Below are 24,682 nucleotides of genomic sequence, written 5' to 3' on the forward strand. Positions count from 1 at the left end.
CCTGCGAAAGGCCCAGGCTCGATCCTACGACGCCCTCCTGGCCGCCACCGCCGAGCTGCTCGAAACCTACGCTCCCGACGAATGCCGAAACTACTTCGCCAACTCCGGATACGGAGTCGTCTGACCTCAACCCGCTCTAGCCCCGGCCGACGGGGAACGATCGCCGGCGCCGGGCGTGTCCGGCGAGCCTCCTGGAAGACCGGGCCGTCCGGCAGGGTCAGCCGCCGGACGGCGCTCCGTTTTCGAGCCCCCCGTCGCTAGTCCGCGTCCATCTTCAGCGCCGCGATGAAGGCCTCCTGCGGGATGTCCACCTTGCCGAACTGGCGCATGCGCTTCTTGCCGGCCTTCTGCTTGTCCAGCAGCTTGCGCTTGCGGCTGGCGTCGCCGCCGTAGCATTTGGCGGTGACGTCCTTGCGTAGCGCCCGGATGGTCTCGCGCGCCACGATCCGGCCACCGATCGCCGCCTGCAGCGGGATCTGGAACATGTGCGGCGGGATCAGGTCCTTCATCCGCTCCACCATCGAGCGGCCGCGGGTCTCGGCGCGGGCCCGGTGCACCAGCATGGAGAGTGCGTCCACCGGCTCGCCGTTGACCAGGATCGACATCTTGACGAGGTCGCCCTCGCGGTGGCCCTCGAGCTGGTAGTCGAAGGAGGCATAGCCCTTGGAGATCGACTTCAGCCGGTCGTAGAAGTCGAACACCACCTCGTTCAGCGGCAGGTCGTAGACTACGAGCGCCCGCGAGCCCACGTAGGACAGCTCCCGCTGCGATCCCCGCCGGTCCTGGCAGAGCTTGATCACCGAGCCCAGATATTCGTCCGGCGTCAGGATGGTGGCCTTGATCCAGGGCTCGCTGATCGAGGCGATCTGCACCGGGTCCGGCAGGTCGGCCGGGTTGTGCAGCTCGATCTCCTCGCCGCTGTTCAGCTGGATCTTGTAGACCACGCTGGGCGCGGTCGCGATCAGGTCCAGGTCGAACTCGCGCGACAGCCGCTCCTGGATGATCTCCAGGTGCAGCAACCCCAGGAATCCGCAGCGGAAACCGAAGCCCAGGGCCGCGGACGTCTCCATCTCGTAGGTGAAGGAGGCGTCGTTCAGCCGCAGCCGGCCGATGGCGGCGCGCAGGTCCTCGAAGTCGGCCGCGTCCACGGGGAACAGGCCGCAGAACACCACCGGCTGCACCTCGCGGAAGCCGGTCAGGGCCGCGGCCGTCTGGCGCCGCTCGTCGGTGATGGTGTCGCCCACCGCCGCGTCGGCCACTTCCTTGATCTGGGCGGTGATGAAGCCGATCTCGCCGGGCCCCAGCTCGTCCACCTCGGTCTGCTTGGGCAGGAAGACGCCGATGCGGTCGACCTGGTAGGTCGCCCCGGCGTTCATCATCCGCACCTTCTGGCCGGCGCGCAGCGTCCCGTCGAACACGCGGACCAGCACGATCACCCCCAGGTAGGCGTCGTACCAGGCGTCGACCAGCAGCGCCTTCAGCGGCGCCTCGCGGTCGCCCTTCGGCGGCGGCAGGCGAAGCACCACCGCCTCCAGCACCTCCTCGATGCCGACGCCAGTCTTGGCCGAGGCCAGCACGGCGTCGGAGGCGTCGATGCCGATCACGTCCTCGATCTGCTGGCGCACCCGCTCGGGCTCGGCGGCCGGCAGGTCGATCTTGTTGAGCACCGGCACGATCTCGTGGTTGTTGTCGATCGCCTGGTAGACGTTGGCCAGCGTCTGGGCCTCCACGCCCTGGCTTGCGTCCACCACCAGGATCGAGCCTTCGCAGGCCGCCAGGCTGCGCGAGACCTCGTAGGCGAAGTCCACGTGGCCGGGGGTGTCCATCAGGTTGAGCACATAGTCCTGGCCGTCCCTGGCCCGGTAGTTCAGCCGCACGGTCTGGGCCTTGATGGTGATCCCGCGCTCGCGCTCGATATCCATGGAGTCCAGCACCTGCTCCTTCATCTCCCGCGCCGTCAGGCCGCCGGTCTGCTGGATCAGCCGGTCGGACAGGGTGGATTTGCCGTGGTCGATGTGGGCCACGACGGAGAAGTTGCGGATATGGGAGAGGGGCGTCGACATGGGCGCTGCCTCTAGCACATTCGCGCCCGTGTGCGAGGGCGCGTCGCCCTGCCGCAGCCCGGAGGCGCTTGGTTAATCGGGCGTTAAGTCCCATGGCCCCAATGATGCGCTTCGGGACGGGAGGCGGGCTGGAACCTCTCAAGGAGCGTTGGCGTATGGATCGTCGCACCCTCATTCTTTCGGGCCTGGCGCTGGCGGGCAGCGTCGGCTGCGCCTCGGCGCGCGCCCGGGACCCCTATAACGACGGACCGGGCTTCAGCCGCGCGCCTGCGCCGCCCGGAACCGCGCCGGTCCACGCCGGCCCGCCGCCCGCCGGCTCCCCGCCGGCCGAGACCTACAGTCACGACGAGATCGTCAACAACATCTCCGACTTCTTCGGCGTCACCGCCGAGGCGGCCGGCGGCGTGGTCGAGCGGACCTTCCACGAGCAGGGCCAGCCCACCGGCTACATCGCCGGCGAGGAGGCCTCGGCGGCCATCACCGTCGGCGCCCGCTACGGCCGCGGCCTGCTCTACATGAAGGGCAAGCCGCCGATGGAGGTGTTCTGGCAGGGCCCCAGCGTCGGTTTCGACCTCGGCGGCAACGCCAGCCGGGTCTTCACCCTCTGCTACAACCTGCAATATCCGGACGCGATCTTTCAGCGCTTCCCCGGGGTCGAAGGCTCGGCCTATCTGGTGGGCGGCATGGGCGTGAACTATCAGCGCGCCGAGGACATCACGCTCGCCCCCGTCCGCGCCGGCGTCGGCCTGCGCCTGGGCGCGAACCTCGGCTACCTGGCCTATACCCGCAAGCGCAACATCCTGCCGTTCTAGCGCCTCGGCCGCCGGCGCTGACCCTTTCGGTTGGAAGCGGTTTTTCGGGGTGGCGAACAACACCTCTGAGTTGGATAAAATATATGTATAATCAATGACTTGTCTGATCTCCGAGGTATTACCGGGGCGCAGCCGGTAAACACCTTGGGGTGTTGACCGGTCAACACCTTGCGAGGCTCCGTCACGCGCGAATGACGCGGGCGTAGCGTAGCTCAGGCGGCGCTGTGCATCAAGAACAAAAGAAGAACATTTCGACGCGTCACACCCGTCACCGATGTCCCCGGTCTGAACACAGGGGGACGGGAGCTAGAACGGGTTTTGAGCCGGCGATTCCGCCTGAAATCATTGTGCTCTAGCGTCAGTGGCGGTCGGCCTTGCCGGCCAGCCAGTCCATCACCGCCAGCAGCACGCCCGACACCACGAAGGTCACATGGATCGTCACCAGCCAGGTGAGCGTGCGGTCGGCGATGGCCTCGCCCTCCGCCAGGCGCATGAAGGCGCGCAGCAGCGCGATGGCCGAGATCGCCACGATGGAGGCGATCAGCTTCATCTTCAGGCCGGAGAAGTCCACCGTGCCCATCCAGTCGGGCCGGTCCTCGTGGTCGCCGGTGTCGATCTTGGAGACGAAATTCTCGTAGCCCGAGAAGATCACGATCAGCAGCAGGTTGCCCGCCAGCGACAGGTCGATCAGCGACAGCACCATCAGGATCGCCTCTTCCGGCGACATGGCGACGACGTGGCTCAGCTCGCGCCAGGCCTCCGCCGCGAACACCCAGACCAGGGCGGCCAGCGCCACCACCAGCCCCAGATACATGGGCGCCATCAGCCAGCGCGAATGGAACAGGGTGGCTTCCAGCACCCGCTCGGCGGCGGGCTTGCGGTGCGTCGTCGTGCGAGCGGGGGTGGGGGTCATGGCCTGAGAGGTAGCGCTTGAGGCGGGCGGCGCAAGGCCGTTCCTTTTCCTCCCCCGTCCCTCTGCGGGACAGGGGAGGAAAAGGCGTTTCAGCCCCGCAGCTTCGCTCCGACGGCCTTTTCCGCGGCCGCAACGATCCGGGCCGAGAGCGCCTCGATCTCGGTGTCGGTGAGGGTCTTGTCGCGCGGCTGGATGACCACCTCGACGGCCACCGACTTGGCGTCCTGCGGGACGCCGGCGCCGCGGTAGACGTCGAACACACGCACCTCGTCGATCAGCTGTCTGTCCACCCCGGCCACGGCGCGCGTCAGGTCGGCGGCCGCCGTATCCGCCGCCACCAGGAAGGCGAAGTCGCGGGTCAGCGGCATCAGCGGCGAGAGCACCAGGGCCGGCCGGGTCTTCACCGCCTTCTTCTTGGGTTCGGGCAGGGCGTCCAGGTCGACCTCGAAGGCCAGCATGGGGCCCTCGACGTCCAGGCGCTTGAGCACCCGCGGGTGGATCTCGCCGAACTCGGCGACGAGGGTCTTGGGGCCCAGCTGCAGCCGGGCCGCCCGTCCGGGCCGCCACCAGTCGGATGCACCCACTTGCACGAGCTGCAGGGACGGCGCGCCCAGCTCGGCCAGCAGCGCCATCAGGTCGCCCTTGAGCGCAAACAGCGGTTCCCCGCCATCGCCGTCCCAGTGGCGCGGAGGATGCGGGGCGATGAGGCCGGCCAGGGCCGCCGCCTGGTCGCCCGGCTGGTCGCCGCGATAGATCGGCCCCACCTCGAACAGCGCCGCGTCGGGGAAGCCCTTGCGGGCGTTGCGCCCCGCCGCCTCGATCAGGTTGGGCAGCAGCGAGGGGCGCATGCATTCCAGGTCCGAGGCGATGGGGTTGGCGAGCACCAGGCTTTCGTCCCCGCCGCCGAATATCCTGGCCGTGTCGCGCTTCAGGAAGCTCCAGGTCACCGCCTCGGCGTAGCCCAGGGCCGCCAGCGCGCGGCGTGCGTTGCGGATCCGGGTCTGGCGCACGGTCAGCACCCCGCCGGCCGGCCGGGCGATCGGCGGCAGCGGCTCGGCGGGCAGGGCGCCGTAGCCCTCGATCCGCGCGACTTCCTCCACCAGGTCGGCCTTGCCCGCCACGTCGCGCCGCCACGACGGCGGCGTCACCGCGTCGCGCCCGACGGCGAAGCCCAGGGCCGCCAGGATGGCGTCGATCCGCGCCGCGCCGACGTCCAGGCCGGAGAGCTTCCTGACGTATGAGCGGTCGAAGGGAATCGGGCCGGGCGGGGCGGGCGCCTCGCCGGCCACCACGACCTGCGAAGCCTCGCCGCCGCAAAGCTGCAGGATCAGGCGGGTGGCCTGGTCCAGGCCCGGGACCACGCCCTGCGGGTCCACCCCACGGGCGAACCGGTACTGGGCGTCGGAGGCGACGCCCGTGGTCCGGCCGGTCTGGGCGGTGCGGATCGGGTCGAACCAGGCGCTTTCCACGAACACCTCGGTGGTGGCCTCGGTGCAGCCGGTGGAGGCGCCGCCCATCACCCCGCCCAGGCCGATCGGGCGCTCCCCACCGGCGTCGGCGATGACGCACATCTCCGGCGTGATGTCGTAGGTCTTGCCGTCGAGGGCGATCAGCTGTTCGTCCCGATGCGCCGCCGGCGAGGGCGCGGCGCCGGCGCCGGGCTCGGCCGGGCCGCGGCCCAGGCGCGCCTCGACGACGTTCCCCACCAGGTGGGCGCGGTCATAGACGTGCAGCGGCCGGGCGCGGTCGTAGGAGATCAGGTTGGTGACGTCCACCAGGGCGTTGATGGGGCGCAGCCCGATGGAGGCCAGCCGCTGCTGCAGCCAGGCGGGCGAGGGGCCGTTCTTCACGCCGCGGATCAGCCGGCCGGCGAACAGCGGACAGGCGTCGCCGTCGACGCGGATCTCGATGGGGGAGGGGAACGTCCCCTTCACCGGCGCGGCGGAGTCCGGCTTCAGGGTCCCCAGGCCGGCCGCGGCCAGGTCGCGGGCGACGCCGTGCACGCCCAGCCAGTCCGGCCGGTTGGGCGTGACCTCGAAGTCGATCACCGCCTCCAGGCCGAGGGCCTCGGCGGCGCTGCGGCCGACGGCCAGCGTATCCGGCAGCTCCAGGATGCCGTCGGACTCCTCGGCCACCCCCAGCTCCCTGGCCGAGCAGAGCATGCCGTTGGAGACCACGCCGCGCACCGGCCGCGCCTCCAGGGTCACGCCGGAGCCGGGCACATAGGCGCCGACGGGGGCGTAGATGACGGTCAGGCCAGCCCGCGCGTTGGGCGCGCCGCAGACGATCTCCTGGCGGCCGTCCTTGGTGTCCACCTGGCAGACGCGCAGGCGGTCGGCGTTGGGGTGCTGGACCGCCTCGACGATCTTCGCCACGGAGAACTGCGCGAGCCTGGCGGCCGGGTCCTCGACGTGCTCGACCTCCAGACCGGCCATGGTCATGGCCTCGACCACCTGCTGAACCGTGGCGTCGGTGTCCAGGTGCTCCTTGAGCCAGGAAAGGGTGAACTTCATTACGACAGCCCCGTGGCGGGATTCGGCATGGCGAAGGGCGAGAAGCCGTAGTGGGCCAGCCAGCGGGTGTCGGCGGCGAACATGTCGCGCAGGTCGGGCATGCCGTACTTCAGCGCCCCCAGCCGGTCGACGCCGAAGCCGAAGGCGAAGCCCTGCCACTCGTCGGGGTCGAGGCCGCAGTTGCGCAGCACATTGGGGTGCACCATCCCGCAGCCGACGATCTCCATCCAGTCGGAGCCCTGGCCGATCCTGATCTCGGAGCCCGAGCGGTCGCAGCGCACGTCCATCTCCGCCGAGGGTTCGGTGAACGGGAAGTGGTGCGGCCGGAAGCGGGTCTCCACCGCGGAGGTCTCGAAGTAGCGGGCGATGAAGGCGTCCAGCGTCCACCTCAGGTGGCCCATGTGGATCGCCCGATCGATGACCAGCCCCTCCACCTGGTGGAACATCGGCGTGTGGGTGGCGTCCGAGTCCGAGCGATAGGTCCGCCCCGGCACGATCACCCGGATCGGCGGGTCCTGGCCTGTGGCGATCCAGGGGGCGGCGGGCTTCTGGTTGGTCTTCTGCATCACCCGCACCTGCACCGGGCTGGTGTGGGTGCGCAGCACCTTGCGCTCGCCCTCGGCGCCGGCCTGCAGGAAGAAGGTGTCGTGCATCTCCCGCGCCGGGTGCTTCGGCGGGAAATTCAGCGCGGTGAAATTGTGGAAGTCGTCCTCGATGTCGGGCCCCTCGGCCACCGCGAAGCCCATCTCGGCGAAGATGGCGACCATCTCGTCCATCACCTGCATGGTGGGATGCACGGCGCCCTTGCGCCGCGGGCGGGGCGGCAGCGACAGGTCGAGGCGGCCGGCGGCCAGCTGGGCGTCCAGCTCCACGGCCTCCAGCGTCGCCTTGCGCCCGGCGATGCGCGTGGTGATCCGGTCGCGCAGGCCGTTGATCAGCGGGCCCTGCTCGCGCCGCGCCTCCGGGCTCAGCCCGCCCAGGGACTTGAGCAGCTCCGACACCTGGCCGGATTTGCCCAGCGCCGCCACCCGCACGGCCTCGAGGGCCCCGGTGTCGGCCGCGGCGTCGATGCGGGCCGAGAGCTCGGCCTCGAGTTGCGATAGGTCGGTCATAGGGGTGCTCTAGAGCGTGATGGCCAGATTGCGCAATGCGGACGGCAAAAAGCCCTCCGACGCGGCGCCGGAGGGCTTTTCATGCGGTCGCGGCAGGACGCGACCTCAAGCCAGGGCGGCGCGGACCTTGTCGGCGATGGCCTTGAAGCCTGTGGGGTCGGCGCCGGCGATGTCGGCGAGAACCTTGCGGTCCATCTCGATCCCGGCCAGGTCGAGGCCGTGGATAAATCGGGCGTAGGTCAGGCCTTCCAGCCGCGCCGCGGCGTTGATCCGCTGGATCCACAGCGAGCGGAAGTTCCGCTTGCGGACCTTGCGGTCGCGGTAGGCGTACTGGCCGGCCTTGTCGACGGCGGCCTTGGCGGTGCGGATGGTGTTCTTGCGCCGGCCGTAGAACCCCTTGGCCTGCTCGAGAACCTTCTTGTGACGGGCGTGGGAAACGACGCCCCGTTTAACGCGAGCCATGTGTCAGCGCTCCGATCAAAGGCCGTAGGGCAGGTAGGTGCGGATGGTCTTGGAGTCGGCCTCGCTCATCACCTTGGTGCCCCGGTTCTGCCGGATGTACTTGCTCGAGTGGCTGATCAGGCGGTGGCGCTTGCCGGCGACGCCGGCCTTCAGCTTTCCAGTCGCGGTGATCTTGAAGCGCTTCTTGGCGCCCGACTTGGTCTTCAGTTTCGGCATTTCGCTGCGAGGCCGAAGCCCCGTCCTCTGGAGTCTTGATGAGCCGTCCTGGCATGCCATTGGCCAGACGGCTCCGAAGGGGCGGTCCAATACGGGAAAGGCGCCGCAAAGGCAAGGACTAGCGCGGTGGGACGCGCCTCACCGGGGCGCCAGGATCATGATCATCTGGCGGCCCTCCATGCGGGGCTCGTACTCGCACTTGGCGATCGGCTCGAAGTCGGCGCGGACCTTCTGCAGCAGCTTCATGCCCAGCTCCGGGTGCGCCAGCTCGCGGCCGCGGAAGCGCAGGGTCACCTTGACCTTGTCGCCCTCCTCGAAGAACCGGTGCATCGAGCGCGCCTTCACGTCGTAGTCGTGCACGTCGATGTTGGGCCGGAGCTTGATTTCCTTGAGCTCCACCACCTTCTGGCGCTTGCGCGCCTCGTTCTTCTTTTTCTGTTCCTGGAAGCGGAACTTGCCATAGTCGAGGATCTTGCAGACCGGCGGATCGGCGCCGGGAACGATCTCCACCAGATCCAGGCCCGCCTCCTCGGCGGCCTCCATGGCGGAAGACGTGGGCATCACGCCTTGTTTCTCGCCGTGCTGATCGATCAGCAGGACCTTGGGGACTCGAATGTCTTCGTTGATGCGCGGCCCGTCCTTGACGGGTGGCGTCTGCATGGGACGACGAATCGGCAATGCTCCGTATGTTGTTGCAGCGCGAATCACCCGACGCGCGCTGCGGGCCGGATATTCAGAACGAGTATATGACGACGCAGGCCCGTCCGATCAAGCGCTGCGCGCGCCGGCCGGAGACAGGGAATCCACCGCCTGGGCCACCGTGGCCGCCGGCAGCTCGGCCATTTCGCCGGCCTGCAGCACCGTCACGTGCCCGCGCGGCGCGCTGAGCGCCGGGTCGGCGGCCTTCGGGCAGACCACGATGGCGGGCGCCCCGGCCGCCGACGCCAGGTGCAGCAGGCCGGCGTCCGCCCCGATCACCGCCGCCGCCCGCGCGCCCAGCAGCGCCACCCGGGCGAAGTCCGGCCCGCCGGTCAGGTCGCGGGCGCCGGGAACCTGGTGCTGGATGGCGCGGGCCACGTCGCCGTCCTGCGGCGCGCCGACGATCACCACGTCGAAACCCCGCTGCCGCAGCAGCCGGCCCAGCTCGCCGTACCGCTCCGGGGGCCAGCGCAGCGAGGGCGGCGTCTCCGAGGCGCCGGGGATCAGCAGCACATAGGCCCGCCGGTTGATCCCGTCGCGCACCGGCCGTTCGGCCGGCGCGGTCTTCAGGATCCAGGACAGGTCCGGCGGCGGCGCGTCCCCCGGCCCGGCGGCCGCGTCCGGCCAGGCGCCGGCCGCCTTGAGCTGGGCGGCCTGCCGGTCCAGCGGATGCGCCCGGCCCGGCCCGCGCAGCGGGCCCGCGCCCGACCAGGCCGGGCCGACCGGTCCCAGCCCCAGGTGGATCGCCTTGGAGGTGCGCGAGGCCTGCAGGTCGTAGACCCGGTCGTAGCGCGCCCGGCGCAGGCGGCCGATCAGGCCGAGCCATTCCCCGAGACCCTTGGCGTCCCCGTCCGATTCGACCGCGTCGAAATACGGCGAGGCCTTGGCCAGGCTCTCGAAGGGCAGGGTGGTCAGGAGCGTGACGTGCGCCTGCGGATGGGCCGCCCGGATCTGGCGCATGGCGGCGGCGGCCAGCACGAACTGGCGCAGCGGCCCGAGCTTGATGACCAGGACCTTCTCGGGGTCCCGCGGGGGCATCAGGCCCGCGCCTCCAGCACCTGGCGGTAGGCCGCCAGCGTCGCCTCGCACATGGTGTCCACCGAATAGAGCCGCCGCGCCCGGTTCGCCGCCGCCTGGCCCATGGCGGCCAGCCGTCCCGGGCCCGCGTCCAGCACCCGGCCCAGCGCCGCGGCCCAGGCGTCGGGGTCGTCGTTCTTCACCAGCCAGCCGGTCTCGCCGGAAACCACGGTCTCGGTCACCCCGCCGTGGTTGGAGGCCATCACCGGCTTGCCCATCACCTGCGGCTCCACGGCGGTCCGCCCGAAGGATTCCGGCTTGGTGGTGGGCAGCATGGCCGCATCGCCCACCAGATAGGCGGCCGGCATGTCGTCGCAGTGGCCGACCACGCGGATCTGGCCTGTGAGGCCCGCATCGGCGATCGCCCGCTCGACCTCGGCGAGGTAGTCGGCGTTGCCGCGCGGGTCGCCCACGAACAGGATCAGGAAATCCTCCCGCCCCTGGGCCTTCAGCAGCGCCGCCGCCTCGACGATCAGCCTGTGCCCCTTGATGCGGGTCAGCCGTCCGGCCAGCAGGATCTTCACCCGCCGGTCGTCGGCCTCCACCCCCCAGGCCCTGCGCAGCGCCACCACCCGGTCGGGCGTCACCCAGCTGGGGTTGAAGCGCGCCAGGTCCACCCCGCGTGGGATGCTGACGATCCGGCCGGGATCGAGCTGGTGCTCGGCCAGCACGTGGTCGCGGGTGTAGTTGGAGTTGGCGATCACCAGGTCGCCGCGGGTCATCACCGCATTGTACCAGCGCTTCAGCTTGTTCTTGGCGTTGTAGACCCCGTGATAGGTGGCCACGAACGGCGTCCTGGTGCTCTGCGCGGCCCACAGCGCCGAGAACGCCGGGGCGCGGGAGCGGGCGTGGACGATGGAGACCTTCTCGCGCCGGATCAGGTCGACCAGCCGCGCGGCGTTGCCCAGCATCACCAGCGGGTTCTTCGACTGCACCGGCATCTGCGCCAGCCGGGCCCCGTCGGCCTCCAGCCGGGCGGTCATGCGGCCGCCGCGCGTGGCCACCAGCGCGCGGCCGCCGGCCCTGACCACGGCCTGGGCGACGTCGATGGTGGTCTGCTCGGCGCCGCCGGTTTCCAGTTCCGGCACGACCTGCAGAAGGGTGAAGTCGGGCGGCAGGGTCACGGCGCCTTTGATAGCGTCTCCCAGGGTTTGGTAAAGCGCGACGGCAACGGACGGCGCGAACGTGAACGGAGCGAGGCATCGTGGGCGAGACGTCGGGATTCCTGGGCCGGCCGGGCGGCGAGCGGCTGGCCTGGCGCCGCGTGGCCGGGGCGGGGCCCGCAGCGGTGTGGCTGGGCGGCTTCCGCTCCGACATGGCGGGGACCAAGGCCCAGGCCCTGGCCGACCGGGCCCTGGCCCGTGGGCGCGCCTATCTCCGCTTCGATTATTTCGGCCATGGCGAGTCCTCCGGCGACTTCCGGCAGGGGACCGTCACCCGCTGGCGCGAGGACGCGCTGGCGGCGATCGACGAACTGACCGACGGCGGCGACCTGGTGCTGGTGGGCTCCTCCATGGGCGGCTGGCTCGCCAGCCTCGTGGCGCTTGCGCGGCCCGACCGCATCCGCGCCCTGGTGCTGATCGCCCCGGCCGCCGACTTCACCGCGCGCCTGATCGAGCCCGGCCTCGACGCCGCCGCCCGCGCCGCGCTGGCCGCCGACGGCGTCTGGCTGCGCCCGTCGGGCTACGGCGACCCCGACCCGATCACCCGGAGCCTGCTGGAGGACGGCGCCCGCTGGTCGATCCTGCCGGGGCCGGTCCCCATCGAGGTCCCCGTGCGTATCCTGCAGGGCGGCCAGGACCCCGACGTCCCCTGGCCCCACGCCCTGGAGCTCGCCCAGGCGATCAAGGGCTCCGACGTGGTGTTTTCGCTCATCAAGGACGGCGACCATCGCCTGTCCCGGCCGCAGGACATCGCGCGGCTGATCGGGGCGGTGGAGGAGGTGGGGGGGTAGCCGCACTCCTTTCCTCCCCGTCCCGAAGAGGACGGGGAGGAAAGCTTGTCAGCCGCCCGCGGCGAGCACCGCCCGCAGGCCTTCGCGATAGGTCGGAAACGCCGGCCGCCAGCCCAGCTCGGCCTTGGCCCGCGCGTTGGAGACCCGCTTGCTTTCCGCATAGAACCGCTGCGCCGCCGGGGGCAGGGCGGCGTCGGCCAGGGCGACCTCCGGCGGCGGCTCCAGTCCCAGCAGCCCCGCCGCGTAGGCGAGCACGTCGCTATTGGGCGCCGGCTCGTCGTCGCAGAGGTTGTAGGCCCGCCCCGCCCGCGGCCGGGCGATGGAGGCGGCCAGACCCGCCGCCAGGTCGTCCACGTGGATGCGCGAGAACACCTGCCCCGGCGCCGCGATGCGCCGCGCCGCGCCGCGGCGCAGCCGGTCGAAGGGCGAGCGGCCCGGCCCGTAGATCCCCGGCAGGCGGAAGAGCGTCATGCTGAGGCCCATGCCCGCGCCCACCTGCAGCCAGTCGCGCTCGGCGCCCACCCGCCGCGCGCCCTCCGGGGACTGGGCGGCCAGCCGGCTGGATTCGGTGACCCAGCCGCCGCGCCGGTCGCCGTAGACGCCCGTGGTCGAGAGATACCCCAGCCAGTCCGGAAACGCGCCCGCCCGCGCCAGCGCCGGGACCAGCAGGGGCAGGGCGGGGCAGCCGCGCGCGCCGGGCGGGGCGGTGACCAGGATCGCCTGGGCGCCGGCGGCCCGGGCGCCGACCAGCTCCGGTTCCGACAAGGGCACCGGCTCGACGCCGTCGCCGGCCAGCCGGTCGGCGTCGCCGTCGGCCCGGAAGGTGGCCGCCACGTCCCAGCCCTGCGGCCGAAGGCGCCGGACCAGGGCCCGGGCGGAGAAGCCGTAGCCGAAGACGAACAGGCGCAAGCCGGCGGCCGCTAGAGCAGCGCCTGGATCGCCCGGCGGGCCTCGTCGGCGAAGTCCGGGCGGCGCAGGGCGAAGGCGACGTTGGCGCGCAAAAGTCCCAGCTTGTCGCCGCAGTCGTAGGTGGTCCCCTCGTACTCCAGGGCGTGGAAGCTCTGGGATTCCAGCAGGCGTAGCATGGCGTCGGTGAGCTGGATCTCCCCGCCGGCGCCCTTCTGCTGGCTGCCCAGCAGCTCGAAGATCTGCGGCTGCAGGACATAGCGGCCGGAGATGAACAGGTTCGAGGGCTCGGTTCCGGGCCTGGGCTTCTCCACCATGCCGGTCATCCGGTTGAGCCGCCCATCGGAGGTCTCCAGCGACACGATGCCGTACTTGTGCGCCTCGCCGGGCGGGGCGGGCTCGACGGCCACGATGTTGCCGCCCACCTTTTCGTGGGCCGCGACGCACTGGGCCAGCGCCGGGACGTCGGCGGCCATCAGCATGTCGGGCAGCATCACCGCGAAGGGCTCGTCACCGATCAGGTCGCGGGCGCACCAAACCGCGTGGCCCAGGCCCAGCGGCGCCATCTGGCGCACGAAGCTCATCTCGCCCGGCCGGCCCAGCTCGCCCAGAACTTCAGTCAGGAGCTGGGTCTTACCCTTGGATTCCAGGGAGGTTTCCAGCTCGGGATTGTGGTCGAAATAGTCTTCAATCGCCCCCTGGCCGCGGCCCATGATGAAGATCAGGTGTTCGATCCCCGCCGCACGGGCTTCGGCAACCACATAGGCCAGGATCGGCCGGTCGACGACGTTGAGCAGGTTCTTGGGCGTCGCCTTGCCCGCCGGCAGCACCCGCGTTCCGAGCCCGGCCACCGGCAGCACCGCCTTACGCACGCGTTTGGTCATCGCAATCTCCGTCCGCGCCTCGACTAGCCGAGGCCGGGCCTAAACTCCACCATCCGCGATGGGTTCGGCGTTGGCTATTCGACGGTCACCGACTTGGCCAGATTGCGCGGCTGATCGACATCGGCGCCCTTTTGTACGGCGACGTAATAGGCCAGCAGCTGAATCGCCACGGCGTAGACCAGCGGCGCCAGCATGGGGTCGCAAGCGGGAGCCACCACCAGCCTGGCGCCGGCCGGAGCGTGCCGGGCGCCGTCCTCGTCGGTGAACAGCACGATCGGGCCGCCCCGGGCGCTCACCTCGCTCATGTTCGACATGGTCTTTTCGAACAGGCTGTCGCTGGGGGCCAGCACGATCACCGGCGTCGCCTCGTCGATCAGGGCGATCGGCCCGTGCTTCAGCTCGCCAGCCGCATAACCTTCAGCGTGTATATAACTGATTTCTTTAAGTTTAAGGGCGCCTTCGAGCGCCAGGGGGAACATCGCGCCCCGGCCGAGGTAAAGCACGTCGCGGGCCTTCGCCAGCTCCGGCGCCAGCGCCCGCAGCGCGTCCTCCATCTTCAGCGCCTCGACGATCAGCCGCGGCGCCTCCAGCAACAGGCGGGAGAGGCGCGCCTCCTCGGCCGCGTCCACATGTCCCCGCGCCGCCGCCGCCGCGATGGCCAGCGCGGTCAGCGCCGCCACCTGGCTGGTGAAGGCCTTCGTCGAGGCCACCCCGATCTCCGGCCCCGCATGGGTGGGCCACAGCACGTCGGCCTCACGCGCCATGGTCGATTCGTGGACGTTGACCACCGCGGCGGTGGAAAGACCCTGGGCCTTGCACCAGCGCAGGGCCGCCAGGGTGTCGGCCGTCTCTCCCGACTGCGAGATCGCCAGCGCCAGCGTGCCCCTGGTCACCGCCGGCTCGCGGTAGCGGAACTCCGAGGCGACCTCCACGTCCACCGGCAGCTTCGCCAGCTTCTCGAACAGATAGCGGGCGATCGCCCCCGCGTAGCCCGCCGTGCCGCAGGCCACGATCTGCAGCCGCTCCACCGAGGCCAGGTCCATGCCGCCCGGCGCGGTGGTCCGGCCGGTGATCGGGTCGATGTAGGCCGACAGCGTGTGCTGCACCGCGTCGGGCTGCTCATGGATTTCCTTCACCATGAAGTGCCGGTAGTTCCCCTTCTCCACCATGGCGGCGGCGGCCGCGATGATCCGCACCGGCCGCTTCACCGGCTTCCCGTCGGCGGCGAAGATCTGCGCGCCCTTGCGGTCGATGGCGACGAAATCGCCTTCCTCCAGGTGGGTGATCCGGTTGGTGAAAGGTCCCACCGCCAGGGCGTCGGAGCCCAGGAACATCTCCCCGTCGCCGTGGCCCACCACCAGCGCCGGGCCTTGCCGGGCGCCCAGGATCAGGTTCTCCTCGCCGGCGATCATCACCACCAGGGCGTAGGCGCCGGTCAGCCTGGCCAGCACCGCCTTGAGCGCCTCCAGCGGCGCCTTGCCGGAGACCAGCGCCTCGTCCATCAGGTGGGCGACCACCTCGGTGTCGGTCTGGCTCTCGAACACCCGGCCCTGGGCCTCCAGCCCGGCCTTCAGCTCGGCGAAGTTCTCGATAATGCCGTTGTGCACCAGGGTCACCCGCCCGGCCGAGTGCGGGTGGGCGTTGGGGACCGAAGGCTTGCCGTGCGTCGCCCAGCGGGTGTGGCCGATGCCGGTGGTGGCGTCCAGCGGCGCGTCGGCCACCAGGGCCTCCAGGTTGGCGAGCTTGCCCTGGGCGCGGCGGCGCTCGATCGTCCCGTTCACATGGCCGGCGATCCCGGCGGAGTCATAGCCGCGGTATTCGAGCCGCTTCAGGCTGCCGATCAGCCGGTCCTGGACGGGCTGGGTTCCCACGATGCCGATGATGCCGCACATGGGCGATCCTTTGTGATAGAGCGAGGAACGACTCCGTCCCTGTCCCGCCTTTAGCATTCGCAAACGTGACGTCGATAAAATCTGGGTTTCCGATCATTTCGCGAGCCGTCCCATGAGCAAGCGCGCCTATTTCGGCACCGATGGAATCCGCGGGGAGGCCAACTGCCACCCGATGACCGCGGAGGTGGCCCTGCGCGTCGGCATGGCCGCCGGCAAGATGTTCATGTCCAGCGACGAGCGCCGCCACCTGGTGGTGATCGGCAAGGATACGCGCCTGTCCGGCTACATGATCGAGACCGCCCTGGTGGCCGGCTTCACCAGCGTGGGCATGGACGTGCGCCAGTTCGGCCCGCTGCCGACGCCGGGCGTCGCCATGATGACCCGCTCCCTGCGCGCCGACCTGGGCGTGATGATCTCGGCCTCGCACAACGCCTTCTCCGACAACGGCATCAAGCTGTTCGGCCCCGACGGCTACAAGCTCTCCGACGAGAAGGAACTGGAGATCGAGGCGCTGATGGACGAGGGCCTCAACCAGAACCTCGCCTCGCCCACCGCGCTCGGCCGCGTCCAGCGGATCGACGACTGCCAGGCGCGCTACATCGAGATCGCCAAGGCGACCTTCCCCAGGCGGCTCAGCCTCGCGGGCATGCGCATCGTGATCGATTGCGCCAACGGGGCGGCCTACAAGGTGGCGCCCGAGGCCCTGCACGAGCTGGGCGCGGAGGTGATCCGCGTCGGGGTCACGCCCAACGGCTTCAACATCAACCAGGAATGCGGCTCCACCCATCCGGCCGCCATGGCCCGGCAGGTGCGCGAGTACCGCGCCGACATCGGCATCGCGCTCGACGGCGACGCCGACCGGCTGGTGATCTGCGACGAGAAGGGCCAGGTGGTGGACGGCGACCAGATCATGGCCCTGATCGCCGGCGAGTGGGCCACGCGCGGCCTGCTGCGCGGCGGCGGCGTGGTGGCCACGGTGATGTCCAACCTCGGGCTGGAGCGGCGCCTCGCGGCGCGCGGCCTGAAGCTGGAGCGCACCCAGGTGGGCGACCGCTACGTCATGGCCCGGATGCGCGAGGGCGGCTTCAACCTGGGCGGCGAGCAGTCCGGCCACCTGATCCTGTCCGACTTCTCCACCACCGGCGACGGCCTGCTGGCCGCCCTGCAGGTGCTGGCGGTGCTGAAGGAATCCGACCAGCCGATGAGCGCGCTGGCCCGCCAGTTCGACCCGGTGCCCCAGCTGCTGGAGAACGTCCGCTTCACCGCCGGCAAGCCGCTGGAGGACAAGCAGGTGCTAGGCGCCATCGCCGAGGCGCAGGAGCGGCTGAACGGCTGCGGCCGCATCGTCGTCCGCGCTTCCGGCACCGAGCCGCTGATCCGCATCATGGCCGAGGGCGACGACGAGAAGCTGGTCGGCCAGGTGGTGCGCGAGATCGCCGGCGCGGTGAAGAAGGCGGCCGCCTAGGAAGGTCCGTTCAAGCCGACCGAGCTCATTCCTTCTCCCGCAAGGGGAAGAAGGGCGCGCATGGAGGCGCCGAGGATAAGGAACGTCCTAAGCCACTGTTTCGCCTCTGGTTTCCGGGCGTTCGGCGTTGACCGAACGTCGAAAAACATCCCTACCCAAACCTGAAAAAACATGTCAGCTTCGTAATGTTCCACGCCGCTCGACCGGCGTGGGCCGAGGAAACATGGAGGAAGCATGCGGCCAAAGCTGGCATTTCCCGGAATGGTGCGGGTCCCGGGCCGGGCCGCCCGGTCGTCCGTCGCCTGCCTCGCCTTCGTGCTGGTCCTGGCCGCCGCCTTCTGGGCCGGCGTGGTCTGGGTGGCCGCCAGCCTGCTGACGCTGTTCTCCGGCGGCTACTAGGCCGTTCTACGACGGTAGCGGCGCCTCGGTGACCGAGGCGCGCGCCTGACCCTCAGATCTCCTGGTTGTAGGCTCCCACCTCCGGCCGCTTGGCCAGCCTGGGCCTCACCTCCTCGCGGAACAGGGCGCGCATGTCGTCCGCCGAGCGGAGGCTTTCGACCACCACCACGATCTCCGGCTTGTTGGACGAGGCCCGCACCAGCACCCAGGAGCCGTCCTCCAGCGCCACCCGCACCCCGTTGACGGTGATCAGCTCCCTGATCGCCCGGCCGAGGATCTTGCCGCCGGCCGCCTGCAGCGCCTGGTATTCGGCCACCACGCCCTCGACCACCTGGTACTTCACCTCGTCGGGGCAGTGCGGCGACATGGTGAGCGAGGTGTAGGCCACCGGCAGGGCTTTCTTCAGGTCCGAGAGCTTCCTGTCCGGGTTGCGGTCCAGCATGGCCAGGATCGCCGCGGCCGAGACGATCCCGTCGTCGTAACCGCGCCCGATCGGCGGGTTGAAGAAGAAGTGGCCGCTCTTCTCGAAGCCGGCCAGCGCCCCCAGTTCGGAGGTCTTGCGCTTGATGTAGCTGTGGCCGGTCTTCCAGTAGACGGTGTTGGCCCCGTTGGCCTGCAGCACCTCGTCGGTGGCGAACAGGCCGGTGGACTTCACGTCCACCACGAAGGTGGCGTCCTTGTGCAGGGCCGACAGGTCCCGCGCCAGCATCAGCCCGATCTTGTCGGCGAAGATCTCCTCGCCCTCGTCGTCCACCACCCCGCAGCGGTCGCCGTCGCCGTCGAAGCCCAGCGCCAGGTCCGCGCCGAAGTCGCGCACCGCCTGGGCCATGGCGTGCAGCATGACGCTGTCCTCGGGGTTCGGGTTGTACTTGGGGAAGGTGTAGTCGAGCTCGCAATCCATCTCGTAGACCACCGCCACGCCCATCCGGCGCAGGGCCTCGGGCGCGAAGGCGCCGGCCGTGCCGTTGCCGCAGGCGCAGACCACCTTCAGGGGCCGCGAAATGCTGGCGCGCGTGGCGGCGTCGGCGATGTAGCGCTCGGCCATCCCCTCGACCTGCGTGAGCCCGCCGCCGGGCCGTTCCTTCCACAGGCCGCCCAGCACGATCTCCTTCAGCCGGCCCATCTCCTCCGGCCCGAAGGTCAGCGGCCGCTGGGCGCCCATCTTCACCCCGGTCCAGCCGTTCTCGTTGTGGCTGGCGGTGACCATGGCGACGCAGGGCGCGTCCAGGTCGAACTGCGCGAAATAGGCGGTGGGCGAGAGGGCCAGGCCGATGTCCAGCACCTCGCAGCCGGCGCCGATCAGGCCCAGCGTCAGCGCCTGCTTGATGCTCAGCGAATAGGAGCGGAAGTCGTGCCCCACCACGATCTTCGAGTGGCCCAGCTCCTGGATGTAGGTCCCGAGCCCCAGGCCCAGCGCCTGCACGCCCAGCAGGTTGATCTCCGGCCCGAACATCCAGCGCGCGTCGTATTCGCGGAAGCCGGTGGCCTTGACCAGCGGGATGGTCTCGAAGGCCGCGGTGTTGGGAGCGAGGTCGGCGCGGGGAACTGGCAGCATCTGGCCTCCGGAACGGGGTAGGGGGGTTAGTTACACGGGCAGGACGGTCAAGGCCAAACGAACGCGCGCGCGCGGCCCTGGTTTCGGGTCACATCACGCCGGCCCGCAACAGATCGTGCACGTGCAGCACGCCGACCGGGCGCCCATCGTCGACCACGAACATGACGGTTACGGCGGGGGCCGGGTCGCTCATCAGCGCCAGGGCCTCGGAGGCCAGCATGGCGGGCGGGGCGGTCTTGCGCGGACCCGGGGTCATCACCTCGTGCGCCGCATAGTCCAGCAGGCCGTCGATATGGCGGCGCAGGTCGCCGTCGGTGATCACCCCGGCCAGCCGCCCGTCCGCCTCCACCACGCCCACCACGCCCCAGCGCTTCTCGGTCATCACCAGCAGCGCCTCGCGCATCGGCGTTCCGCGCACCACCAGCGGCAGTTCGTCCGCCCCGTGCATCAGGTCGGCCACCGTGCGCAGCATGGCCCCCAGCTTGCCGCCCGGATGCAGGGTCCCGAAGTCCGACGGCGTGAACCCGCGCCGCTCCAGCAGCGCGACGGCGAGCGCGTCGCCGAGCGCGATCTGCAAGGTCGTCGAGGTGGTGGGGGCGTTCAGCGCGCCCGCCGCCTCGGGCGCGTCGGCCAGTTGCAGCACCACGTCGCCGGCCTGGCCCAGCGCGCTCTCCGGCGCGGCGGTCATCGACAGGATCGGGATGCCGAAGCGCTTGGCGTAGGCGATCACGTCGGCCAGCTCGCGGGTCTCGCCGGTCTTGGAGAGCGCCAGCACCACGTCGCCGGCCCCGATGGCGCCCAGGTCGCCGTGGCTGGCCTCGGTGGCGTGGACGAAGGTGGCCGGCGTGCCGGTGGAGGCGAAGGTGGCGGCGATCTTGCGCGCCACATGGCCGGACTTGCCCACCCCGGTGCAGACGATCCGCCCGGTGGCCGCGAACAATATGTCCACCGCCCGGCCGAAGGCGGGGCCCAGCGCCTCGGCCTGGGCCCTGAGCCCCTCGGCCTCGGCCAGCAGCACCCGGCGGCCCACCGTGACGGCGTCGGAGGCGCTCATCGGCCGGGACCGAGCTGTTGAGTCTGCAGCTCGCGCACCGCGTCGCGGGCGCGGTTCAGCCGCTGCTCCGCCGCCTGCTGCTCGCGCTTCATCGCCGCCTGCATTTCCGGCGTGCGCTGCACGGGGGAGCGGCCGAACGGGGGCGGCGACTGGTCGCCCAGGCCCTGCGGCCAGACCGCCGCCAGCGCGATGACCATCACCGACAACAGCGCGAGCAGCGGCAGGTAGAGGCGGTCGAGCATGCCGCGGTATAGCCGGTTGCGTCGCGTCGGGCCAAGCCTGCGCTTGACGGGGCGCCGCCGCCGCCCTAGCGCCATCGCTCCCCAGTCTTCGGAGACCCGCCCCTTGTCGACGCTCATTCTCCTGCGCCACGGCCAGAGCCAGTGGAACCTCGAGGACCGCTTCACCGGCTGGGTCGACGTCGACCTGACCCCCGAGGGCGAGGCCCAGGCCCGCCGCGGCGGCGAGCTGATCAAGGCCCGGGACCTGCAGATCACCTGCGTCTTCACCTCGGTGCTCACCCGCGCGATCCGCACCTCCTGGCTGGCGCTGGCCGCCGCCGGCCAGGCCTATGTCCCGGAGACCAAGGACTGGCGGCTGAACGAGCGCCACTACGGCGGCCTCACCGGCCTCAACAAGGCCGAGACCGCCAGGCTGCACGGCGCCGACCAGGTGAAGGTCTGGCGCCGCTCCTACGACGTCCCGCCGCCGGACCTGCCCGCCGACAGCCCCTACGACTTCTCCGGGGACCGCCGCTACGCCGGCCTCGCCCTGCCCAGGACGGAAAGCCTCAAGACCACCCTCGACCGCGTGAAGCCCTGCTGGGACGCCGAGATCGTCCCGCACCTGGGCGGGTCCGAGACCATCCTGGTCGCCGCCCACGGCAACTCCCTGCGCGCCATCGTCAAGCTGCTGTTCGACCTCTCCGCCGAGCAGATCATCGACGTGGAGATCCCCACCGGCAATCCGCTGGTGGTCGAGCTGGCCCAGGGGCTGAAGCCCACCGCCGCCCGCTACCTCGACGAAGCCCGCGCCACCGCCCTGCCGGTGGTGTGAGGGAGGTCATGTTGTTAAATTGCAGCGGCCGACGAGCGGACCTCCCGGCGGCCCTCATTCATTGTCATCCGAACCGCATCGAAGCGTCATAGCGGGTTTATTCGCCGGTCCGACAAGCGTCCCACAACGCCGAGGGGCGCCGCATGGGCTGTACGATCATTCACTCCGACACGCGTCGGACATTCCTTCTGACGACCGTCGCCCTGGGAGCTTTCGTGGCGTCGGCGGCGCACGGCGCAGAGGCGGCCCGGCCCGATGGCGCGACCGGCCTGGACGAGATCGTCGTCACCGCCCAGAAGCGGGAAACCAAGCTCCAGGACACGCCGATCTCCATTTCGGCGCTGCAGAGCGAGGATCTCGTCGCCCGTCATGCGCAATCGCTGGAAGATCTGGGCGACGGCTCGATCCCCTCGCTGCGGATCGCGCCTTTCTTTGCGCGCAGTCCGGCCCTGACCGTCGGGACGCGCGGTATCGGCGCCCTTGGCGACGCCAACCAGCCGGCGCGCGATCAAGCGGTCGGGGTCTATGTCGACGGGGTCTACCTGGGTCGCGCGCAGGGCCTGGGGTCGGCGCTCTATGACGTCGAGCGGATCGAGGTGCTCAAGGGACCGCAGGGCACGCTCTTCGGGCGCAACACCGAGGGCGGGGCGATCAGCATCGTCACCACGAGCACCACCGATCCTCACCTTAGCGACAAGTCCTTCATCGTGAACGGCCGGGTGGCGATCAGCGACATCCGCATGGGCGGCTGCGACGCTCGTCTGCAGGTGGCGCTGTGGGCGCGCAACCTCTTCAATGAACAGCATGTCTTCCTGAGGAACTTCAACGCCTCCCTCGGGACGTACGGCATCTTCAATGACCCGCGCACCTTTGGTGTCGAAGGGTTGGTGAGGTTCTGACGATGATCCGCAAATTCGGCCGCCCGATCCTGCAGTACGCCTTCGGCGCCATCGAAGCGCGGTGGGGTCCGGCCGAGATCGCCAGGCTGCGGACGCAATACCTCGAATAGCTTCGTCGCGCCGGGCAGGCGGCCGGCGAGGGCCGCCCTCCGACCGGCTCTCCCGCCGCTCCGCCCCCGAGGGGGAAGGGTCACTTCGGAACCGCTTGGCGCGGGCCGGGCGGATGGTCCACAAACGCCGCATGTCCACCGCCGACGACCCCGCCCACATGCGCCGCGCCATCGACCTGGCGCGCGACGGCCTCGGCCGCACGGGGGCCAATCCCACGGTGGGCTGCGTGATCGTCAGCGCCGGCCGGGTGGTGGGCGAGGGGGCGACCGCCGCGGGCGGGCGGCCCCACGCCGAGGAGCAGGCCCTGGCCCAGGCCGGGCCCGCCGCGCGCGGAGCTGTGGCCTATGTCACCCTCGAGCCGTGCGGGGTCCGCTCCGGCGGCGGGCGCTCCTGTTCCGAGCTGCTGGCCGCGGCGGGCGTGGCCCGGGTGGTGATCGCCTGCGAGGACGCCTCGCGCTTCGCCGCCGGCCAGGGGGGGGAGCGGCTGCGCGCCGTCGGCGTCGCCGTCGAATCGGGCGTGCTGGCCGACGAAGCGGGCGCCCTCTACGCCGCCTACCGGCCTGCGGCGGATTGACATAGGCGGTTGTAAACAGCGGAAATTTTCCGTTAATCGGCGTTCGATAAGCTGCCGGCGTCGAGCAATTCAAACCCCACCGCCATGCCCCTGAAGCCCGCGATGACCCCGCCCTCCAACCGGCTCAGCCAGGCCGAGGTGGAGGCCATCTGCGCCAAGCACGACCGGCTCTGGACCTCCAAGCCCGGCGGGGCGCGGGCGGTCTTCGCCTGGCGCGACCTGAGCGGCCTCGACCTCAGCGGCAAGAACCTCTGCGACGCCGACTTCACCGGCGCCATCCTCGCCGACTGCCGGATGGCGGGCGTGCGCCTGGACCACGCCAACCTCTACGGCGCCGACCTGCAGCACGCGGACCTGCGGGAAGCCTCGCTCCGCCGGGCCGACCTGCGCGGCGCCTGCCTGCGCGGCGCCAACCTCACCGGCGCGGACATGTTCGAGGCCGACCTGCGCGAAGGCACCATCGCCGCGGTGGACGCCGAGAAGGGCCTGCGGATGATCGAGGCCGCCCACCGGCCGGGCCAGATGCAGGGCGCCATCCTGGCCGGCGCCAACCTGGAGCGCTCGCGCCTGTCCGGGGTGGTGGCGATCCGCGCCGACTTCACCGACGCGATCCTCAAGGACGCCAAGATGGTGCGGGCGAATCTCAAGCAGGCGACGATGACCGGCGCGAACATGGCCGGCGCCGACCTTTCCGGCGCGGACCTGGCCGGCGCGGACCTGCGCGACTGCGTGCTGGTGGGCGCGCGGACCTTCTCCTGGAACGTCAGCGACGCGAAGATGGCCGGCGTGCTCACCGACGAGCCGGTGGGCAAGGCGGTGCAGGACCTGCCCTACGAGACCATGATCGGCGACCACGCCAAGTGGTGCGAGACCGGCGGCCAGGAGGGCAAGCCCTCGGACTTTTCCGGCGCGGACCTGCGTTCGCTCGGCAGCATCAAGGGCTTCAACCTCACGGCGCTCTCGGCCAAGGACGCGGTGTTCTACGGCCTCGACATGGAGGGCGTGCAGCTGCAGGGCGCCCATCTGGAAGGGGCCGACCTGCGCGCCTGCAACCTGCGCCGGGCCGACCTGCGGGGGGCGCGCCTGGTGGGGGCCAAGCTCTCGAGCGCCGACCTGCGCGAAGCCCAGATGGGGCCGCTGCTGCTGGGCGGCGACCGCATCCTGCCGTGCGACATGACCGGGGCCGCCCTGAAGGCCACCGACCTCTCCGGCGCGGACGTGAGCCACGCCGTCTTCGTCGACGCCGACCTGTCGCGGGCCAACTTCACCGCCGCCGTCCTCAAGGAAGTCAATCTGACGGGCGCGGCGCGGCAGGGCGCCAAGGGATTGGAATCGGCGCTTTAAGCTTCGCGGTTAACCATTCGGTCGCGCCCGGGGCCTAGCTTGGCCTTGAGAGTCGACGTGAGGGGTTCGTCCGTGTCCACAGCTGCTGCGCTATCCGGCGGCCGGCGCCTGTCCGTCGGCGAGATCGAGCTGGTGGTCGGCGCCCACGAGCGCCTGCTCAGCGGCCGTCCCGGCGGCAAGCGCGCCTCCCTGCGGTTCGTCGACTTCTCCGGCGTCGACCTCTCGGGCCGCGACCTTTCCGACGCCGACCTCTCCGCCTCGATCTTCGACGGCGCCAAGCTGGTAGGAACCCGGCTGGCCCGCGCCAACCTGTTCGGCTGCGACCTGCGCAACGCCGACCTGCGCAAGGCCATCCTTGTCCGGGCCGACCTGCGCGGCGCCTGCCTGCGCGGCGCCAACCTCGCCCAGGCGCAGATGGCCGGGTGCGACCTGCGCGAGGGGCGTATCGCCATCCAGGACAAGCTCGACGGCTTCCGCGTGCTGCGCCACGAGAACCGTCCGGGCGAGCTCAACTACGCCATTCTCGCCGGCGCGAACCTCTCGGGCGCCCATCTGAGCGGGACGATCGCCACCGCCAGCGACTTCACCGACGCGGTGCTCGCCGGCGCGCACCTGGCGGGCGCCCGGCTGATGCGGGCGGTGCTCGACGGCGCCGACCTTTCCGGCGCGGACCTGGGCGGGGCGGACCTCACCGGCGCTTCCATGAAGCGGGCGGTGCTGAC

At 70.7% G+C, this 24,682-nt stretch carries 24 protein-coding genes; 9 read left to right on the forward strand and 15 right to left on the reverse strand.

Going from position 1 to position 24,682, the window contains the following annotated elements; translation table 11 throughout:
* Positions 1–257: 257 nt before the first annotated feature.
* The gene (gene lepA, locus VGL30_RS04335) at positions 258–2,063 is read right to left on the reverse strand and encodes a translation elongation factor 4 (RefSeq protein ID WP_331537157.1); all 1,806 of its coding nucleotides are present in this window, start codon (positions 2,061–2,063) and stop codon (positions 258–260) included.
* Between the two features lie 155 nt (positions 2,064–2,218).
* Between lepA and VGL30_RS04340 the strand changes: the two genes are divergently transcribed.
* Complete coding sequence (locus VGL30_RS04340; RefSeq protein WP_331537159.1) at positions 2,219–2,875, forward strand: DUF1134 domain-containing protein; 657 nt, start codon at positions 2,219–2,221, stop codon at positions 2,873–2,875.
* A 358-nt stretch (positions 2,876–3,233) separates the two neighbouring features.
* On the opposite strand, the gene VGL30_RS04345 is transcribed toward VGL30_RS04340, so the two are convergent.
* From VGL30_RS04345 to VGL30_RS04380, 8 genes are all read right to left on the reverse strand, one after another.
* Positions 3,234–3,788: a TIGR00645 family protein gene (locus tag VGL30_RS04345; protein ID WP_331537161.1), complete on the reverse strand. Its 555-nt coding sequence runs from the start codon at positions 3,786–3,788 to the stop codon at positions 3,234–3,236.
* A gap of 89 nt (positions 3,789–3,877) precedes the next feature.
* Positions 3,878–6,301: a phenylalanine--tRNA ligase subunit beta gene (gene pheT, locus VGL30_RS04350; RefSeq protein ID WP_331537163.1), complete on the reverse strand. Its 2,424-nt coding sequence runs from the start codon at positions 6,299–6,301 to the stop codon at positions 3,878–3,880.
* Complete coding sequence (gene pheS, locus VGL30_RS04355; RefSeq protein ID WP_331537165.1) at positions 6,301–7,413, reverse strand: phenylalanine--tRNA ligase subunit alpha; 1,113 nt, start codon at positions 7,411–7,413, stop codon at positions 6,301–6,303. Before pheS ends, pheT begins: the two co-directional genes overlap by 1 nt.
* A gap of 105 nt (positions 7,414–7,518) precedes the next feature.
* Positions 7,519–7,875, reverse strand: coding sequence for a 50S ribosomal protein L20 (gene rplT / locus VGL30_RS04360; protein WP_331537167.1), 357 nt, complete (start codon positions 7,873–7,875; stop codon positions 7,519–7,521).
* A 15-nt stretch (positions 7,876–7,890) separates the two neighbouring features.
* Positions 7,891–8,091: a 50S ribosomal protein L35 gene (gene rpmI, locus VGL30_RS04365; protein ID WP_331537169.1), complete on the reverse strand. Its 201-nt coding sequence runs from the start codon at positions 8,089–8,091 to the stop codon at positions 7,891–7,893.
* Positions 8,092–8,229: 138 nt separating this feature from the next.
* A complete protein-coding gene (infC, locus tag VGL30_RS04370) occupies positions 8,230–8,751 on the reverse strand; it encodes a translation initiation factor IF-3 (protein WP_331537171.1) in 522 nt (173 codons plus the stop codon).
* Positions 8,752–8,859: 108 nt separating this feature from the next.
* On the reverse strand, positions 8,860–9,828 hold the full coding sequence (locus VGL30_RS04375) for a glycosyltransferase family 9 protein (protein ID WP_331537173.1): 969 nt from the start codon (positions 9,826–9,828) through the stop codon (positions 8,860–8,862).
* The gene (locus tag VGL30_RS04380) at positions 9,828–10,991 is read right to left on the reverse strand and encodes a glycosyltransferase family 4 protein (RefSeq protein WP_331537175.1); all 1,164 of its coding nucleotides are present in this window, start codon (positions 10,989–10,991) and stop codon (positions 9,828–9,830) included. Before VGL30_RS04380 ends, VGL30_RS04375 begins: the two co-directional genes overlap by 1 nt.
* Positions 10,992–11,071: 80 nt before the next feature.
* Between VGL30_RS04380 and VGL30_RS04385 the strand changes: the two genes are divergently transcribed.
* Complete coding sequence (locus tag VGL30_RS04385) at positions 11,072–11,821, forward strand: alpha/beta hydrolase (protein ID WP_331537177.1); 750 nt, start codon at positions 11,072–11,074, stop codon at positions 11,819–11,821.
* Between the two features lie 48 nt (positions 11,822–11,869).
* Here the strand turns inward: VGL30_RS04385 and VGL30_RS04390 are convergent, their stop codons facing one another.
* From VGL30_RS04390 to glmS, 3 genes are all read right to left on the reverse strand, one after another.
* A complete protein-coding gene (locus VGL30_RS04390) occupies positions 11,870–12,730 on the reverse strand; it encodes an NAD-dependent epimerase/dehydratase family protein (protein WP_331537179.1) in 861 nt (286 codons plus the stop codon).
* Between the two features lie 11 nt (positions 12,731–12,741).
* Complete coding sequence (locus VGL30_RS04395) at positions 12,742–13,611, reverse strand: UTP--glucose-1-phosphate uridylyltransferase (protein ID WP_331537181.1); 870 nt, start codon at positions 13,609–13,611, stop codon at positions 12,742–12,744.
* A 74-nt stretch (positions 13,612–13,685) separates the two neighbouring features.
* Positions 13,686–15,503, reverse strand: coding sequence for a glutamine--fructose-6-phosphate transaminase (isomerizing) (gene glmS, locus VGL30_RS04400; RefSeq protein WP_331537183.1), 1,818 nt, complete (start codon positions 15,501–15,503; stop codon positions 13,686–13,688).
* Positions 15,504–15,615: 112 nt separating this feature from the next.
* Between glmS and glmM the strand changes: the two genes are divergently transcribed.
* Both glmM and VGL30_RS04410 read left to right on the forward strand, forming a co-directional pair.
* Positions 15,616–16,968 carry a phosphoglucosamine mutase gene (gene glmM / locus VGL30_RS04405; protein ID WP_331537185.1) on the forward strand — a complete coding sequence of 451 codons (1,353 nt, stop codon included), beginning with the start codon at positions 15,616–15,618 and terminating at the stop codon, positions 16,966–16,968.
* A 234-nt stretch (positions 16,969–17,202) separates the two neighbouring features.
* Positions 17,203–17,367, forward strand: coding sequence for a hypothetical protein (locus VGL30_RS04410; protein WP_331537187.1), 165 nt, complete (start codon positions 17,203–17,205; stop codon positions 17,365–17,367).
* Positions 17,368–17,419: 52 nt separating this feature from the next.
* On the opposite strand, the gene VGL30_RS04415 is transcribed toward VGL30_RS04410, so the two are convergent.
* The 3 genes from VGL30_RS04415 to VGL30_RS04425 form a co-directional block, all read right to left on the reverse strand.
* Entirely contained in the window at positions 17,420–18,922 is a 1,503-nt protein-coding gene (locus tag VGL30_RS04415; RefSeq protein WP_331537189.1) for a phosphomannomutase/phosphoglucomutase, read from the reverse strand.
* Positions 18,923–19,010: 88 nt separating this feature from the next.
* Complete coding sequence (locus tag VGL30_RS04420; RefSeq protein ID WP_331537191.1) at positions 19,011–19,976, reverse strand: KpsF/GutQ family sugar-phosphate isomerase; 966 nt, start codon at positions 19,974–19,976, stop codon at positions 19,011–19,013.
* A complete protein-coding gene (locus tag VGL30_RS04425) occupies positions 19,973–20,218 on the reverse strand; it encodes a hypothetical protein (RefSeq protein WP_331537193.1) in 246 nt (81 codons plus the stop codon). Before VGL30_RS04425 ends, VGL30_RS04420 begins: the two co-directional genes overlap by 4 nt.
* Before the next feature lie 103 nt (positions 20,219–20,321).
* Here VGL30_RS04425 and VGL30_RS04430 point away from each other — a divergent pair, with 103 nt between their 5' ends.
* The 5 genes from VGL30_RS04430 to VGL30_RS04450 all read left to right on the forward strand — a co-directional run.
* Positions 20,322–21,032 (forward strand): 2,3-bisphosphoglycerate-dependent phosphoglycerate mutase, encoded by a 711-nt coding sequence (locus tag VGL30_RS04430; protein ID WP_331537195.1) that lies wholly within the window; start codon positions 20,322–20,324, stop codon positions 21,030–21,032.
* 143 nt (positions 21,033–21,175) lie between these two features.
* Complete coding sequence (locus tag VGL30_RS04435) at positions 21,176–21,931, forward strand: TonB-dependent receptor plug domain-containing protein (protein ID WP_331537197.1); 756 nt, start codon at positions 21,176–21,178, stop codon at positions 21,929–21,931.
* 241 nt (positions 21,932–22,172) lie between these two features.
* Positions 22,173–22,616 (forward strand): bifunctional diaminohydroxyphosphoribosylaminopyrimidine deaminase/5-amino-6-(5-phosphoribosylamino)uracil reductase RibD, encoded by a 444-nt coding sequence (locus tag VGL30_RS04440; protein WP_331537199.1) that lies wholly within the window; start codon positions 22,173–22,175, stop codon positions 22,614–22,616.
* 84 nt (positions 22,617–22,700) lie between these two features.
* Positions 22,701–23,960, forward strand: a complete 1,260-nt coding sequence (locus VGL30_RS04445) for a pentapeptide repeat-containing protein (RefSeq protein WP_331537201.1) — start codon at positions 22,701–22,703, stop codon at positions 23,958–23,960.
* 72 nt (positions 23,961–24,032) lie between these two features.
* Positions 24,033–24,682, forward strand: a 650-nt coding sequence (locus VGL30_RS04450) for a pentapeptide repeat-containing protein (RefSeq protein ID WP_331537202.1), incomplete at its 3' end; no start/stop codon positions are given.

It is taken from the genome of Phenylobacterium sp., assembly GCF_036502675.1.
GTDB lineage: Bacteria > Pseudomonadota > Alphaproteobacteria > Caulobacterales > Caulobacteraceae > Phenylobacterium.